We start from the raw sequence: 16,545 nt of genomic DNA on the forward strand, positions 1-16,545 counted from the left end.
TATGAAATATTTAATCCCTATTGTGGGCATGTTATTACTCAGTGCATGCAGTTCACAACCTGATACTTCAGCAATCAGTGTAACCAATCAAAATACTCAATTTAATCAGCAGCTAAAAGTAAACAACCCCGATTTAGCTAAAAAAATAGTTATTACAGATGTTAAAACACGCCAAACCAATCAACTAACCGATGTCGTTGTTACATTAAGTAGTCAGTACAAAAAATCGCAAAAATTACAATATCAGTTTAACTGGTACGATAGTGATGGCTTTATAATTAAAGGCGAGCATTCTCCATGGCAAGCAATCACTCTTTTTGGCTTTTCGAATACTCAAATACCCGGATTAGCGCCAAATCCACAGGCAACCACTTTTTCTTTATCGGTACGAAAAGTATCGACTAAGCCACAAACATTTACAAATTAAAGGAGCCTTATGATGAATATGACACATAAACGCCATTCACTTGTTGCATTATCACTGCTTAGTTGCAGTACTTTAATTTTAGCTGGCTGCGCTAATAAAGCCGTTGTGAGCTATGGCGATGCACAAGCAGTAGAAACGACAGACATTAACTTCGGCTCCACTGATTTACAAACGGTTGCCAGTCAAATGACCGACTCTCTTCTAAGCTCTGCGTTTATTAAAACCGCAACGGTGAATACACGCCCTTTGGTGTTTGTTGAGCGTATTAAAAACAAAACCAGTGAACACATAGACACCGAATCCATTACCGACTCTATTTCTACACAATTGTTACGCAGTGGCCAGTTTAGATTTGTTGACATGACGCGTGTTGAGGCCGTGCGTGAACAACTTAATTATCAAAATAACGACCCATTAGTTAACCCTGCCACCGCGGTACAATTTGGACAACAACTTGGCGCCCAATATATGTTGTACGGAAACTTATCAAGTATCGTTAAAAGTAATGCCGATAAGTCAGATGTATATTATAAATTCACCATAAGCTTACTTGATTTACAAACTGGGACTGTTGAATGGCGTGACGAAACCCAAATTCGTAAAACCAAAGAGAAATCTACATTTGGTTGGTAGCGCATCATTTTCTTACTTCAATAGTGATAGTTTAAGGGGGTTAATATGAAAAAATTAAACCTAACTTTAGTAACCTTGTTGTTAATGTTTAGCCAATTAACGTATGCAAATTACAACAGGAATAAAGCAGTCCCGGTGCAAAAGGTCTTGTTTGGAGAAGTGCTCAGTGTTCGAAATATTTCTCAACGTACACTTTTAGAAGATAAGAAAAATAATTGGCAAACTTTTGGTGGTGCATTATTGGGAGGCGCAATTGGTCATCAATTTGGCAGTGGCTCAGGTAGAAAAGTCGCCACTATTTTAGGTGCAATCGTTGGCGGCAATATTGCTCATAATTCACCGACAGACAGGCAATATATGCAGACACAATTAGTTGAACTATTTATTAATGTTGGTCACGATGAACAATATATGGTGATTCAAGAAAAGGACAACAATATGCAATTTAAACACGGCGATAGTGTTCGTTTAGTGTACTTATCAGATAATACCGTACGAGTAGATCAAGCTTATTAAAAATTAATACAAATAAAAAACGAGCCTTTTGTGCTCGTTTTTTATTTATGCACGACATTAAGTTTGCTTATAATCTTTAAAAAACCGTTGCATTTTCATCATAGCGTCTGATAAATCATCTTTATTTGGTAAAAATACGAGCCTAAAATGATCAGGCTCAGGCCAATTAAATGCACGACCATGCACTAATAGTATTTTTTCGGCTTTGAGCAAATCATACATCACCTGCTCATCACTTTTAATATTAAAATGATGGGTATCTATTTTAGCAAAAGCATAGAGCGCGCCTTTAGGCTTTTTACAACTAATCCCTTCAATCGCATTAAGCCCTCGCCACGCAATATCACGTTGAACATACAAGCGCCCACCGGGATCGATTAAGCTGTCAATTGACTGTACACCACCAAGCGCCTGCTGAATCGCATATTGAGCGGGTACATTGGCACACAAACGCATTGACGCGAGAATATCTAGTCCACGGCGTAAATCATCCATCACAGACGTGCGGCCACTTAACACCATCCACCCCATTCTTAAACCAGCAGCACGATAAGTTTTTGCTAATCCATTAAAGGTGATAATCGGCACATCATCACACAGCGCACCGATTGAAGTGTGTTTAGTCCCATCGTATAAAATCTTTTCGTAAATCTCATCACTGAGCAGCAATAGTTGATGTTCTCTTGCCACCTCAATCAACTGCTGCAATAAATCATCGCTGTACACAGCACCGGTTGGGTTATTGGGATTAATTAACACTAAGGCTTTGGTTTTAGATGTTATTTTGCTTTTTATATCAGCAATATCAGGAAACCAGTCTTGTTCTTCATCGCATAAATAATGCACCGGATTACCACCCGCTAACTTAACAGAGGCAGTCCATAATGGGTAATCAGGAGCAGGAATAAGTACCTCGTCATTATTATTTAATAATGCTTGGGTAATCATTTGAATAAGTTCACTTACACCATTACCAATGTAAATATTATCTACATCGAGGTTATTTAAACCTCGTTGCTGGTAATGCTGATAGATAGCCACACGGGCTGAATAGAGGCCTTTTGAGTCACAGTAGCCTTGGGCTGAATATAAATTTCGAATAATATCGCGGTGCATATCCTCGGGCATATCAAAACCAAACGCTGCGGGATTACCGATATTTAATTTAAGTACTTTTTGACCTTCGTCTTCCATTTTTTTAGCTTGCGCTAATACAGGCCCACGAATGTCATAACATACACCTTCTAATTTGTGACTCTTATTTATTTGTGACATTTTCACCTCAACTAATCCAGCGTTTAGATTAACCTAGTCGTTGTGTAAAATGCCAGCCTAATTAACATGTTAAAACTGAAATTAATTCACTTTGCAATTTACTTTATTAACGTTGAGCCAACCATTGTAAAAGCTGTTCTTTGGAGCCTTTTACTTGTTCATCGAGCGAGCTAGCCGCGTTTTGCGCTTGTGCTAAGTTATCTACCACTAAACTTTGTTCAATATCACGAGCAACTTCAGCTAAGCTTTGAGCACCAAACTGAGCCGCATTAGACTTTAAACTATGAGCATGGCGGGTTGCTGCTTCTTTATCATTCCCAAGCGCAACAAGCACTTCAGAACTTAAGCGCTCAAATTCAGCACAGCAAAAATCAAGCGTATCGCCAAATTGCTCGCCTAATAACCCTTCCATACTTTCTAAAGCGGAATGTTCAATTGTAATTTCTGTCATCATTTATCCTTTTGCAACAATCTGTGCTGTTTTTACTACTTTATATTGCTAAGAAAAAAAAACCAACTTTAAACGCACTATAAATGTATAATTTGTTCATTAAGTTAAGAAACATAAAAGTATATTAATCATGGCTCGGGCACTTTGTCAGCATTGTGAATTTGCAATAAACACCTGTATTTGTCACGCTATTACAGCAATAAAAAACCCAGTTCACGTTATTGTTTTACAACACCCTAGCGAAACTAAAGTGACAAAAAACACAGCCAAATTATTAAATTTAAGTCTCTCTCATTGTGAAATAGTCATTGGCGAAAATAGCAACGACTTTAATGCCGTTTTAAATAATCTTCCAACGGCCAATACCGTACTATTGTACCCAAATGAAAATTCAAAAAATATAGATAATTCAGTTACATTAGAGAAACTTCCTACAATTACACATTTAATTGTAATTGATGGAACATGGAAAAAAGCGTATAAGATTTTTCAGTTAACCACTCAGCTCCAACGGTTTACGTGTATAAGCTTTAATACCATTCCTAAAAATCAATACCGAATAAGAAAAGCCCCTCGTATAGACAGTTTATCGACCTTAGAGGCAGTCGCGCACAGCTTGTTTTTAATATCTAATCAAGACCCAGCGCCATTATATAAATTGCTGCAAGCATTAAATCATCAACAAACTAAACACATGCCTGAGCATGTCAAAGCACGGTATTTAGATTAATGGTTCAGTATGCAAACAGACTAAAGCGAGGATTTACTCGTCAGGGGCCTGATTACAGATTTGATGATCAAGTTGACTTTACCGATATAAAACAGACATTTGGTTTTAAAACCATGGTTGTTGGTAAATGGGTAACAAAAGAAGAACGCTTTATTAGTGCGAATTTAATTTATGATGCCTTGGCAGATTTAGCGCAAATTTTACATCTACCACCACATGCAATTGGATTGCGTGGGAAACTAAATTTTGCTTTTGGCCACGGTGGACAAAAAGGTGTGCAGGCGCATTATAACGCGACAAGCCACACTTTAGCGTTAGCTAAAAATGCAGGTGGAGGCGCACTTGCCCATGAGTGGTTTCATGCTTTTGATCATCATATTTGTCATCATTTATTCGATAATACAAAGACCTACGATTTTGCTTCTAAGTTATGGTTATCGCATAACCCAAACTTATCACACCCATTAAATAGTGCATTAAACCATTATTTTAAACAGGTGTTTTTAACTGAATCGGGTAATGATGCCAATGATTATGTTGTAAAATGTATACACTACGACAAGGCACAAAAATTAAATTATATGAGCATGCCCGAAGAATTAGCAGCCCGTTGTTTTGAAGCGTGTATTGATCAACACCCCGAAATTAAAAATAGCTTTTTAGTCAGTGGATTAAATACAAGTAATCTAATTTATCCAGCTCATTCACATTTACATAAAGCAAATGTAGCACTTAACCAATATTTTGAATTATTAGGCCTTGCGCTACATAAATAATAAAAATAAGTTATTTGTCGTCACTTATTCTGCTTGCAACTGCACTACTTTGATCTTTATATTTTGCATCTTCGCGTTTGTTATATGGTTTTTCACAAACACTCGACAGCATTTCAAAGCTCATTGCGCCAATTTTCATCATCGGCCTTAGTGCTAACGGTAATTTACCCGAGTTATAAAACTCTAATACAATGTTGCCACTCCAACCGGGATCAATTCGGTGAGCAGTCACATGCACCATTAAACCCAAACGTGCTAACGAAGAGCGACCATCTAGCCAGCCTACAATATCGGCTGGTAGTGTTACTTTTTCGTAAGTAATAGCCAAAGCAAGTTCACCGGGGTGTAAATAAAAAGCTTCACCGTCATCAAGAACAATTTCATCGCTCATTATTGATTCCATGGCTTTGTTTAATTGATCTTTAGGACCACTTAAATCAACAAAAGCCGCATTTTGTGCGTTAAACGTTCTAAATTTATTGCCTAAGCGTAAATCCGCAGTCACACCCGAAATCATATCTTCGCTGGGTGTCGGCTCAATGACAATGCGGTTATCGTTTAAGTATTCTTTAATATGGGTATCTGAAAGTCTCATTATTACTAATCTTCTGTGATCACAATTTCAACGGCATTATGATGTTGTTGGTAGTAAATAGTGCTGGCAATTAACCTTGCCGCGGCACTGTATGTTTGGCTTACTTGGGCATTAATATCGTTTGCAATGAGCTTGCCCTGCTCCGAATATTCACGAATATCAATAGCAAGTGGAATGTGTGATAACACGGGAACACCGTGTTTATGCGCTAGTTTTTCTGCGCCATCTTTGCCAAATACGTGATTAGGTTCACCACAATGAGTACATAAAAAATGGCTCATGTTTTCAATTAACCCTAAAACAGGCACATTGACTTTATTAAACATAGCAATGCCTTTTTGCGCATCAGCTAGCGCTAAATCTTGTGGTGTGGTTACAATGACAGTCCCGCTAGCGGGCACTTTTTGACTCATTGTTAATTGAATATCTCCCGTACCCGGTGGCATATCAACAATAAGGTAATCAAGCTCACCCCACTGTGTTTCGTTTAACAATTGCGTTAATGCCCCCGATGCCATTGGGCCACGCCAAACCGTGGCGTCGTCACTGGGGACTAAAAATCCAATCGATTGCGCTTTTAAGCCATCACTCATAAAAGGTTGTAATAGCTTATTATCTTTTGTAGTGGGTTTGCTGCCTACAAGGCCAAGTAACATAGGTATCGAAGGTCCATAGATATCGGCATCTAAAATACCCACCTTTGCACCTTCATTTTTTAACGCACCAGCAATATTAACTGCTGTGGTAGACTTACCCACCCCACCTTTGCCCGAAGCAATTAAAATAATATGTTTAATGGTTTTGTATTTTGCAGGTTCAGTGATCTTAACAGCCGCAATTATACTGACTGGCACATTGAGTTTTTCAATTAAAAACTCACTCACTTGTTGCATTTCACTTTGCGCTGCAAAAGGCAAATTTAGAGAAATTGTTAATGATTTATCGTCGTTTTGCACGATAGCGTCAATAAAGTGTTGCTCAATGCCTATAGCAAAAGCAGCACTTCTATATTCCGATAGCGCAGAAATAACAGGTTGTTTTTCCACCGATTTAGCAGAGAAAAGTTTAGACAGTCCAAACATAGTAATAAAATAGCGTTTCTTTGATGAAAAATGCCTAAGAATTATGTAACATTCACAGCATTAAAACCAGTCAATTAATAAATATCCGTAGTAACTTGCCCGTTTGGTTGTATTTGCTATAGATAAAATTTTGATAACCATCATTATTACTTACTTTTTTAATGGTGATTATCCTCAATTCGGAATAATTATGGCACAGCGAAAGATCCTCATCACCAGCGCATTACCTTATGCAAATGGCCCAACTCATTTAGGTCATTTATTGGAATATATTCAAACTGATATTTGGGCTCGTTTTCAAAAGTCTCAGGGTCACGAAGCCTATTATGTGTGTGCTGATGATGCTCATGGCACACCCATCATGCTTAATGCGCAAAAACAAGGGATCACGCCAGAAGAGATGGTTAAAAATGTGAGCATAGAACGCCAACGCGACTTTGCTGATTTCAATATTAAATTTGATAACTACCACAGCACTCACAGCCAAGAAAACAAAGAGTTTAGTGAACTTATTTATAACCGCTTAAATGATGCCGGGCACATTAAAAAACACACTATTTCGCAATTATTCGATCCAGAAAAAGGCATATTTTTACCCGATCGTTTTGTTACAGGTACTTGCCCAACGTGTAAATCAGAAAACCAAAATGGCGATAGCTGTGATGCATGTGGTGCAACATACAGCCCTACAGAATTAATTAACCCGCGTTCTGTTATGTCAGGCGCTGAACCGGTATTAAAAGATTCTGAACATTACTTTTTTGACCTTCCTGCGTTTGAAGACATGCTAAAAAAATGGCTTCACTCGGGCACCATTCAACAAGAGCTGGCTAATAAATTAGATGAGTGGTTTACCGATGGATTGCAGCAATGGGATATTAGCCGTGATGCACCTTATTTTGGCTTTGAAATACCTAATGCTCCGGGCAAATACTTTTATGTTTGGTTAGACGCGCCGATTGGTTATATGGCGAGTTTTAAAAATCTATGTGATAACACTGGCATTGATTTTGATGCATTTTGGGCCGAAGGTTCTGAGGCAGAGCTTTATCACTTTATCGGTAAAGACATTATTTATTTCCATAGCTTATTTTGGCCAGCCATGCTCGAAGGAGCAAACTTTAGAAAACCTACGAATGTATTTGCCCATGGTTTTGTTACCGTCAATGGCGAAAAAATGTCTAAATCAAAAGGGACATTTATAAAAGCCCGTACTTATTTAGATAATTTAGACCCTGAATACTTACGCTATTACTACGCTGCTAAATTAAATAGCGGCATTATCGATTTAGACTTAAACCTTGAAGATTTCGCGCAACGTGTAAATTCAGATCTTGTTGGTAAAGTTGTAAATATCGCCAGTCGTTGTGCCGGTTTTATCACCAAAAAGTTTGATGGAAAATTAAGCGACACCGTGATGCAACCACAACTACTTGAAGAGTTTCAACAGGCAGCGCCTAGTATTATTACTCACTACGAAAACCGAGAGTACAGTCGTGCGATACGCGAAATAATGGCGTTAGCCGATAAAGCAAACCAATTTATCGATGCAGCTGCGCCATGGGTTTTAATTAAAGACGAAACCAAACAACAACAAGCGCACGAAGTTTGCTCGTTAGGACTTAACTTATTCCGCGTGTTAATTACCTATTTAAAACCGGTGCTACCAGGTATGGCTGCAAACGTTGAAGCTTTCTTAAATGATGAGCTTAGCTGGACAGGCGTACAAACAGCATTAGTTAGTCACCCAATTAATAAATTTAAACCGTTAATGCAACGTGTAGAAATGGATAAAGTAAATAAAATGGTAGAACAATCAACCGAAAGCCTAGCACCGCAAACAACAATAGACCCAAATAGCCCTCTTGCGAAAGAACCTATTGCAGATGAAATTGAATTTGATGATTTTGCAAAAGTGGATTTACGCGTTGCTAAAATAGCAAAAGCAGAGCATGTAAAAGGTGCAGACAAGCTATTAAAACTGACCTTAGATTTAGGTGGCGAAACGCGTCAAGTGTTTGCCGGTATTAAATCAGCTTATGCGCCTGAAGATATTGAAGGTAAATTAACTGTGATGGTTGCTAATTTAAAACCACGCAAAATGCGCTTTGGTATGTCTGAAGGCATGGTGCTTGCTGCAGGCCCTGGCGGTAAAGAAATTTACATTTTAAACCCAGACGATGGCTCAGAGCCGGGTATGCGTGTAATGTAATAAGAATAATAAAAAGCCGTTGCCTGCAACGGCTTTTTTAATGTTGTTTGCTCATAACATTAAAATATCAGTTTGCTTATATATCTTTCATCCTTTTATGCTAATATTGCCACTTAAAGCAGTGGATAGTCATTTCATGGATGTATAAATAATTATGAGTAACCAGGATCATTCCTATACAATTTCACTTTTTCGAAGTGTCATTTTAAAAATTTCCTCGCTTTTTGCTATAATCATCACCTGTATTAATGGCCCTTCTTCAAATAAAGAACAACAAAAAACATTCAAAACTCGACAATATAACGCCATCGTTCAACAACTTCCTTTTAGTAGTAGTGGGAACATCCTAACTTCATCTTTTATCATAGGCGTTTTTTGGCAAGATATCAGTCACCACACTTTTATTCTTTGGGCCGTGTGCCTATGGGGAATTGGTTTTTATAATATATTTACGTGGTGGCGTCATAATAATCGATATAATCAAAAGCCCCCTCATAAATATGCCCCTGCTTTACTGATTTTAAATCTATCGTGTGCAGCAATATTGCATGTTGCAATGGCAACTCATTTGTTTGGTGAAACAAATGAGCAAGGTCGCTTATTGCTTATGTCTATTTTAATTGCCTTTACCAGCATAGGTAGTTGGATGTTTTCATTTTTACCAATTGCCGGTTTACTTTGGGTGTTCATTTTTACCGGAGGTATCACACTTGGTTTGCCCAATTACTTTTGGGGAGGTGGCGAATACCTCATTATTTTAGGGTTAATATTTGTTACCACCTTAGCCTCAACCGTATTAGTCTCATCGCGAATGTTTCTCAAAAGTTTAGAATCAGAAGCTGAGGTAGATAGCCAACACCAAGTTGTTGGTATGCTGTTGAACGATTTTGAAAAAAGCTCAAGAGATTGGTTATGGGAAACCAATAAAAATGGTCAGTTGCAACATACTTCATTACATATTGCCGATGTATTAAAAACCACAAAAGAGCAACTAGAAGGACAAGATTTTTCAGTTTTACTGTCTACATTATGTATTAGCAAAGAAAGTAAAAACCATTTTCAACAACTCAATAAAAAACTAAATGCGCTAGAGCCATTTAAACATTTACAAATACCGGTGCAGTTAGGTCATGAAACTAAATGGTGGGCATTAAGTGCAAAGCCACTTTTAAACAGTGAAAATCAATTTCTAGGATGGCGTGGCGTTGTATCTGATATTACTCAGGCTAAATTACGCGAACAAAATATGGAGCAACTGGCTAACTTTGACACCCTAACAGGACTTGCCAATCGACATCAATTTAATGAACGTTTAAACGCTGTTTTTTTAGATGGAACTAAAGCATGCGGATTACTGTTATTAGATTTAGATAACTTCAAAATGGTGAATGACTCATTAGGCCATGTATCAGGTGATAAGCTGTTACAAACATTAGCCAGACGCCTACAATCACTTAATAATAAATCGTTACTCCTAGCAAGGCTTGGCGGTGACGAGTTTGCCATATTATTGATAGATAACTTTAGTGAAAGTGAAATTAAGCATATGTGTGAGCTTATTTTAACTTTACTAAAAGAGCCTATATATATAGAAGAGCACCGTATTGAAATGCTTGCCTCTATGGGGGTTGCCATTGCACCTGATCATGCTAGCACTGCGAAAGATTTATTTAAATTTGCTGATATGGCGCTTTATTATGCAAAAGAATCAGGGAAAGGCTACATACGCTTTTTTGAACAACATATGCAAGAAAGCAATAGAACGAAACTTGCACTGTTAAACGATATGAAAAATGCATTATTTAATAACGAATTTACAATGCATTATCAGCCCCAAATTAATTTTAAAACTGAAAAGCTTGAAGGTTTTGAAGCGCTTGTTCGTTGGGAACATCCAACAAAGGGTACTATTTCACCACAAGACTTTATCCCCTTAGCCGAAGAAAGTGGGTTAATCGCGCAGTTAGGAGAGTTTATTCTTGATCAATCTTGTAAAGATGCAGCTAACTGGCCCGAACATTTAACCGTTTCGGTTAATATTTCTTCACTCCAGTTTAGTCAAAGTAATATTATTGAATGTGTTAAAAACACCCTTTTACGACATAAACTTGCAGCAAAACGTTTAGAGCTTGAGTTAACCGAATCTGTAATGATCGATAATTACGAAAAGATCACCGACACTTTATCTCAACTTAGAGCATTAGGGGTACGAATAGCCCTCGATGACTTTGGCACTGGGTATTCTTCGTTATCGTATTTGCAAGAAATCCCACTAGATAAATTAAAAATAGATCGTTCATTTGTTATGAAACTCGATGAACCTGACAATACCCAAGCCATTGCTATCATAAAATCAATTATATCCTTGGCGCACGCGCTCAACTTTGAAACAACCGTTGAAGGGATTGAGTACGCCACTCATATTGAAGTATTTAAAGCAATGGATAGCACCTATGGACAAGGGTATTACTATGCCAAGCCCGCTGATGCAAATGACACGCTTGCATTTATAAGCTCTTGGACTCCTCCTTTGTGATTTACCTAATCGTTTTCATTATTGTATTTGTGCTTTTTTTATATAGCTACGCTCCCGAGATAGACAGCAAACAACTCATACAAAAATGGCAAACTTCAGATTCAAAGTTTATAGATATAAATGGGTTAAAAGTGCATTACCACGATCAAGGTAATGATGATTCAGACGTACTCATTATGCTGCATGGGTTAAGTGCGAGTAGTTATACCTGGGAAAATTTAAATCAATATTTAGCAAACGATTATCGAATTATTAGTCTTGATTTACCAGGCTTTGGACTAACTGGGCCATGGCCTAATAGCCAAGATTACAGGACGCTGCATTACCAACAGTTTGTTGAGTTATTTATTAAAAAGTTAGGCTTAAAACGCTATAGCTTAGTTGGTAACTCGTTTGGTGGTGAAATAGCTTGGCGGATCGCTAAGCACAATCCCCTACACGTTAATAAACTCATCTTAATAAATGCGACCTGTCGCCCTGCTCCATATAGTAAAAGGCTATTAGCGTGGCAAATAGCTGCAATACCAATACCCACTGTTATATTAAGAAATATTTTACCTAAATTTATAATCAAGTTAAGTTTACAAAAAGGGCTTGCCCAAAAAAATAAAGTAACTTCAGCGATGATAAATAACTATGACCACATGACACGCCGTAAAGGAAATAGAGAAGCCTTAGTATTATTATTAAAACAATATCAATTTCACGCAAGCACCTTTAGCAAAGAAAAACTGATTACTCCGACCTATATTCTATGGGGCGATAAAGACAACATCATCCCTTTTGAATTCTGCAATGAGTTTGCAATTCACAGCGAATGTCATCATATAAAAAAAATGAAAGGTTTAGGTCATATCCCGCAAGAAGAAAATCCGCAGACAATGGCAAAATACCTAAAGTCTTTTTTAAAACATGAAATTATAAACGATTAAAACAGCAATTTATAAAGCTTATAAATTTTAAGCGCGGTGCATTATCATCATCAGCGTTAACAATTAGTTTGGTTATAAAATGATTACATGATCCAGATTAATATATTTTATGTGCGACAAGCTAAACTGATATTAATTAGTTCACTATTAGAAATTTATACACTTTCAGCGCGTTATTTAAAATAACCACTATAATTATCCCAATTCATTGATTTTAGGTTTGTTATGCAACGCTATATTTTATTTTTGTGTTATTTCTTTATAATCATATTAAGTAATGTAAGTCATGCTTATGAATTAAGCCTTGATAAATCAACCACTTTGAATAAACCTCTTTGGTATCAAGTCAATTTACAACCTGCTTTTAACCCAGAGCAATTAATTTCATCGTATACAAAAGACTCATCCGATTTAGTGACCTTATCTGAGATGCGTGGAGCCGCGATAGCAAAAATTGAAATAAGTACCCCCTCTGCTGGTACCTGGTTTGTATTACCAACAGCAAATTATGTTGATGAAGCAAAAGCCTACTGGCAAGATAAACAAGGGATAAGAAAAATTGCTCAATTCTCACAAACTGACACCACTCAAACTGCTATTTTAATGCATGGCCAGGCGTTTCAATTACAATTTAACCAGCCAAGCTCCGGGACTTTATGGATATATATTAAAGCAAAACATTTTGCGAAGCCTGTAAGCATTAAAATCGCTGCACAAAACCAATTCACCACTGAACAGTTTAAAATTAACGCTATCACCTTAATCACAATTTCTGTGATGTTAACACTGGGCTGTATGGCACTGATTTTATATTTTAAAACCCAACAAAAAGTAGCTTTATTTTGTGCAGGATATGTTGGTTTGCATGGTATTGGTTGGGCATTCGCGGCAGGCGTTGTTGCATCATTTTCCCCACAAAATAGCTTTAATAGTCATTATGGTGGTATTTACACTTTCCCATTTGCGATTGGCTTTGCCAGTCTATTTGCATTTTATTTATTTAACTTCAATCAAGATACTAAAACACGTATCAGCCATTTTTTAACATACTTTGCTTATAGCGCATTTATTTGTGGTGTTATTAATGTGGTATTACCATTTTATGTGGCATTTTATTTAGCTCACTTACTTGCTGGCATTTGGGTCATTCTTAGCTTATTACTGGGTTATATTATGCTCAACTATAATGATTTTAGAGCAAAGTATTTTTTTACTGGCAACCTCGTCTACAGTTTTTCATTAGTTATATTTATTTTATCGCACTTAGATTTAATCGAATTAGATTCTATTGAACTTTGGGTATTAATTGCCTTGGCTATAGATTGTGTTTGTATTTTATTGTCGCTTTCAGAATGGCTCAAATTAAAACAAAATAATTACATAAAAGTGTTAGAACAATCTCGTATTGACCCTTTAACAAAAGTAGGCAATCGATTATTACTTCAGGAAAAGCTAAGGTTAGTTCCCAAGTATTACTTTATTGTTTTTATAGATTGCGATGGAATTAAAGCGATTAACGATCAATTAGGTCATGCAACGGGTGATCAATTATTAGTATTTGTCAGCTCTTTAATTTCACAAATCAATACGCAACAAGATAACGTATTTAGAACCGGAGGTGATGAGTTTGTATGCCTCTATAGCGCCTCCACCGCCGATGAGCTAACCGAACTAAGTGCTTCAATGCTTAAATCACTTCACTATATACACCAACAAGTAAAAGAAAAATGGCCACTTTCGGGGGTGAGTTATGGCTTAGCAAGTAGTACCGAATGCAACACATATTCAGAGTGTTTAACACTTGCAGATGAAAGAATGTATTCACTTAAATACCAACGTAAAAAAAATAACAGCGCAACGTTTACTACCCTTAAGCCAAATAATTAAATGCATTGCATATTAATAAAGAAAAGTAGAGCTAGCGTTTAGCATTTGATCGCACTTTTTAATCTTTACTTTAATAAATGTATTAAGGTTTACTTTCTAGCGCTCTTTTTAGCCAACCAGCTTAGGCTAAGTAATAATCTCATTGATAACGAATGCCCCCAACTGCCGTGTATTTAATGGATTTCCGTTGCCATTTAAAATTGATATTCCTAGCTCTTTGGCAATATCACGTAAGTAAGGCTTACTGGGTGTTACAAGCTCATCATTTAAAAATACTTCAATGGTGCCGTTTTCAAGCTCTACTAATCTGTATTCATTCCATGTTGCTTCTTTTACATTGAGTAATATACGCGGCTTAGTAGGTGGGTTAATTAACTAACAGGCGCATCTAATAAAGTTTCAAACTGCATTTCATCCGTATTGACTCTTAAAATAATAATACGGTCAACTAATTCAAGTGTATTGGTATTAAAGCTTATATGGCCGCTTGTATGCATTCTACCTGTTGTTTTAACTGATATTCTTTCACCAGTACCCGATACTACATCATACCCCGCCTGATTGACCTCAGTAGCCATACGCCCGTTTGTTATTAATGCGGTGTAAAGCTCACCTATTGTACCTGTTAAATGCCTCAGTTCGGTTGCAGGTACACCCCAGCTCAACTCCCTTTCTAACCAGCTCATAGCTTCACCAAGTGATTGAATAATTTGCATTTGTGATAAAGCCATTGCGATCCCTTAACAGTAAACATTATGTTTAAAACATAACATCGTTATGTGCGCTATTAAAGACTAATAAGAGTAATGATTGCTAAAGGTTTTACTAAAGTTAAAACCGGCGCTTGGCTCAAAAATTCGTTTTATTAAGCGATAAGATGTTTAATGATTGATTGGTATTTTATTACAGGCACAAAAAAGGACGTCTTGAGACGTCCTAATATCAAATGATGGTGGAGGGAGAGGGATTCGAACCCTCGTTAGGGATTAACCTAAACACACTTTCCAGGCGTGCGCCTTCAGCCACTCAGCCATCCCTCCACAAATTAATTATACAATTAACGGCGCTAATAGTATGAAATAGGCTAACTAGGTGCAAGCCCTTTTTAGCCCAGGTGTATTAACTGCTGAGAATTCATACAAAGATTATAAAAATCAAACAGTAAAGTAATACTTAACGGTTATTTAACCATATTTTCAGTAAAATCTAACATGCGATTAAGCGATTTAAGTGCACCTTCGCGTAAATCCATATCAACAAACACTTCTTTGCCCTGTGGCGTTATTAAGGCTTCTTCTATCGCTTGTAAGCCATTCATAGCCATCCAAGGACAATTAGCGCAACTTTTACAGCTCGCCCCTTCACCGGCTGTTGGCGCTGCAAAAAACTCTTTATCTGGACACAACTGCTGCATTTTATAAAAAATACCGCGATCGGTAGCCACAATAAACTTTTTATTAGTCATTGTCTGCGCCGCTTTTATTAATTGGCTGGTTGAACCGACAGCATCTGCAAGCGCGACTATTTCCTCTGGTGACTCAGGGTGTACTAATACACCAGCATCAGGGTGCAAAGCCTTCATATCTTTAAGCGCTTTGGTTTTAAACTCATCATGTACAATACATGCACCATTCCACATGATCATATCTGCACCGGTATTTTTTTGAATATAACTACCTAAATGCTTATCCGGACCCCATATGATTTTTTCGTCTTGCTCGTCTAAATGCTCAACAATTTCAAGCGCACATGAAGAGGTTACAATCCAATCTGCACGTGCTTTTACCGCTGTTGAAGTATTTGCATAAACGACAACTTTACGATCGGGGTGTAGATCACAAAAAGCAGAAAAATCGTCAATCGGGCAACCAATGTCTAATGAACACGTTGCTTCTAGTGTTGGCATTACGACGGTTTTGTTTGGTGTTAAAATTTTTGCTGTTTCACCCATAAAGCGAACGCCCGCAACAATAATCATATCGGCATCATGACGTGCTCCAAAGCGCGCCATTTCAAGCGAGTCGGCAACACACCCTCCCGTTTCTTCAGCTAAGGCTTGAATCTCAGGATCAGTGTAATAATGGGCAACAAGTACTGCATTTTTTTGTTGTAGCAATTGTTTTATACGCGCTTTATATTCATCTTTTTCAACAGCCGTTAAAGGGGCTGGTTTAGGAGGGAAAATATAACCTTCAGGCATAATAGTTTGAGCTAAACTCATTGTTCTCGACCATTTTATTGATGTGCATTAATTATGGCGAATTATACGAGAATATGGCGTTAAATAATAGCGGTTGAAAGTAGCTGGATATAAATAAAAATTAAGAATTGAATAAAATATAATAAGGGGGAGATACCAAGAATGGTGGGTCATGATGGACTTGAACCATCGACCAATGGATTAAAAGTCCACTGCTCTACCAACTGAGCTAATGACCCGCTCTGATATTGATTTTAAGTATAAGTAATACTGCGTAAATCCGCCGATTATAG

The 16,545-nt window shown here is 37.3% G+C and carries 15 protein-coding genes and 2 tRNA genes; 9 read left to right on the top strand and 8 right to left on the bottom strand.

The features are described from left to right. The first annotated feature begins 1 nt into the window (after position 1). Genes J8L70_RS04895 through J8L70_RS04905 form a run of 3 tightly spaced genes read left to right on the top strand, consistent with a single transcriptional unit; the run spans position 2 to position 1,576 of the window. Complete coding sequence (locus J8L70_RS04895; RefSeq protein WP_211054354.1) at positions 2-427, top strand: YcfL family protein; 426 nt, start codon at positions 2-4, stop codon at positions 425-427. A gap of 18 nt (positions 428-445) precedes the next feature. Then, complete coding sequence (gene lpoB / locus J8L70_RS04900) at positions 446-1,060, top strand: penicillin-binding protein activator LpoB (protein WP_282098165.1); 615 nt, start codon at positions 446-448, stop codon at positions 1,058-1,060. Positions 1,061-1,105: 45 nt separating this feature from the next. Then, positions 1,106-1,576 (top strand): glycine zipper 2TM domain-containing protein, encoded by a 471-nt coding sequence (locus J8L70_RS04905; protein WP_211054356.1) that lies wholly within the window; start codon positions 1,106-1,108, stop codon positions 1,574-1,576. A 57-nt stretch (positions 1,577-1,633) separates the two neighbouring features. Here J8L70_RS04905 and J8L70_RS04910 read toward each other — a convergent pair whose 3' ends face one another. Then, positions 1,634-2,851 carry a pyridoxal phosphate-dependent aminotransferase gene (locus J8L70_RS04910; RefSeq protein WP_211054357.1) on the bottom strand — a complete coding sequence of 406 codons (1,218 nt, stop codon included), beginning with the start codon at positions 2,849-2,851 and terminating at the stop codon, positions 1,634-1,636. 106 nt (positions 2,852-2,957) lie between these two features. Continuing rightward, positions 2,958-3,302 (bottom strand): Hpt domain-containing protein, encoded by a 345-nt coding sequence (locus J8L70_RS04915; protein WP_211054358.1) that lies wholly within the window; start codon positions 3,300-3,302, stop codon positions 2,958-2,960. 130 nt (positions 3,303-3,432) lie between these two features. On the opposite strand from J8L70_RS04915, the gene J8L70_RS04920 reads away from it, so the two are divergent. Both J8L70_RS04920 and J8L70_RS04925 read left to right on the top strand, forming a co-directional pair. Beyond that, positions 3,433-4,032, top strand: coding sequence for a tRNA-uridine aminocarboxypropyltransferase (locus J8L70_RS04920; RefSeq protein ID WP_211054359.1), 600 nt, complete (start codon positions 3,433-3,435; stop codon positions 4,030-4,032). Further along, positions 4,032-4,808: a CLCA_X family protein gene (locus J8L70_RS04925; protein ID WP_211054360.1), complete on the top strand. Its 777-nt coding sequence runs from the start codon at positions 4,032-4,034 to the stop codon at positions 4,806-4,808. Before J8L70_RS04920 ends, J8L70_RS04925 begins: the two co-directional genes overlap by 1 nt. Before the next feature lie 10 nt (positions 4,809-4,818). Here J8L70_RS04925 and dcd read toward each other — a convergent pair whose 3' ends face one another. Continuing rightward, positions 4,819-5,403 (bottom strand): dCTP deaminase, encoded by a 585-nt coding sequence (gene dcd / locus J8L70_RS04930; RefSeq protein WP_211054361.1) that lies wholly within the window; start codon positions 5,401-5,403, stop codon positions 4,819-4,821. A 5-nt stretch (positions 5,404-5,408) separates the two neighbouring features. Continuing rightward, positions 5,409-6,485 carry an iron-sulfur cluster carrier protein ApbC gene (gene apbC / locus J8L70_RS04935; protein WP_211054362.1) on the bottom strand — a complete coding sequence of 359 codons (1,077 nt, stop codon included), beginning with the start codon at positions 6,483-6,485 and terminating at the stop codon, positions 5,409-5,411. A 190-nt stretch (positions 6,486-6,675) separates the two neighbouring features. On the opposite strand from apbC, the gene metG reads away from it, so the two are divergent. The 4 genes from metG to J8L70_RS04955 all read left to right on the top strand — a co-directional run bounded on the left by metG (position 6,676) and on the right by J8L70_RS04955 (position 14,052). Beyond that, a complete protein-coding gene (metG, locus tag J8L70_RS04940) occupies positions 6,676-8,697 on the top strand; it encodes a methionine--tRNA ligase (RefSeq protein ID WP_211054363.1) in 2,022 nt (673 codons plus the stop codon). Positions 8,698-8,851: 154 nt separating this feature from the next. Then, positions 8,852-11,233 carry an EAL domain-containing protein gene (locus J8L70_RS04945; RefSeq protein WP_211054364.1) on the top strand — a complete coding sequence of 794 codons (2,382 nt, stop codon included), beginning with the start codon at positions 8,852-8,854 and terminating at the stop codon, positions 11,231-11,233. Next, positions 11,230-12,165 carry an alpha/beta hydrolase gene (locus J8L70_RS04950; RefSeq protein ID WP_211054365.1) on the top strand — a complete coding sequence of 312 codons (936 nt, stop codon included), beginning with the start codon at positions 11,230-11,232 and terminating at the stop codon, positions 12,163-12,165. The genes J8L70_RS04945 and J8L70_RS04950 overlap by 4 nt, the downstream gene beginning before the upstream one ends. Before the next feature lie 225 nt (positions 12,166-12,390). After that, positions 12,391-14,052, top strand: coding sequence for a diguanylate cyclase (locus J8L70_RS04955; RefSeq protein ID WP_211054366.1), 1,662 nt, complete (start codon positions 12,391-12,393; stop codon positions 14,050-14,052). A 371-nt stretch (positions 14,053-14,423) separates the two neighbouring features. On the opposite strand, the gene J8L70_RS04960 is transcribed toward J8L70_RS04955, so the two are convergent. From J8L70_RS04960 to J8L70_RS04975, 4 genes are all read right to left on the bottom strand, one after another. Beyond that, complete coding sequence (locus J8L70_RS04960) at positions 14,424-14,783, bottom strand: hypothetical protein (protein WP_211054367.1); 360 nt, start codon at positions 14,781-14,783, stop codon at positions 14,424-14,426. 219 nt (positions 14,784-15,002) lie between these two features. Then, positions 15,003-15,092 (bottom strand) — tRNA-Ser (locus tag J8L70_RS04965). 140 nt (positions 15,093-15,232) lie between these two features. Further along, positions 15,233-16,273 (bottom strand): quinolinate synthase NadA, encoded by a 1,041-nt coding sequence (nadA, locus tag J8L70_RS04970; protein ID WP_211054368.1) that lies wholly within the window; start codon positions 16,271-16,273, stop codon positions 15,233-15,235. Positions 16,274-16,415: 142 nt separating this feature from the next. Next, a tRNA-Lys gene (locus tag J8L70_RS04975) sits at positions 16,416-16,491 on the bottom strand. Between the last annotated feature and the right edge of the window lie 54 nt (positions 16,492-16,545).

The sequence above is a fragment of the Pseudoalteromonas sp. MMG010 genome (genome assembly GCF_018100905.1).
GTDB lineage: Bacteria > Pseudomonadota > Gammaproteobacteria > Enterobacterales > Alteromonadaceae > Pseudoalteromonas.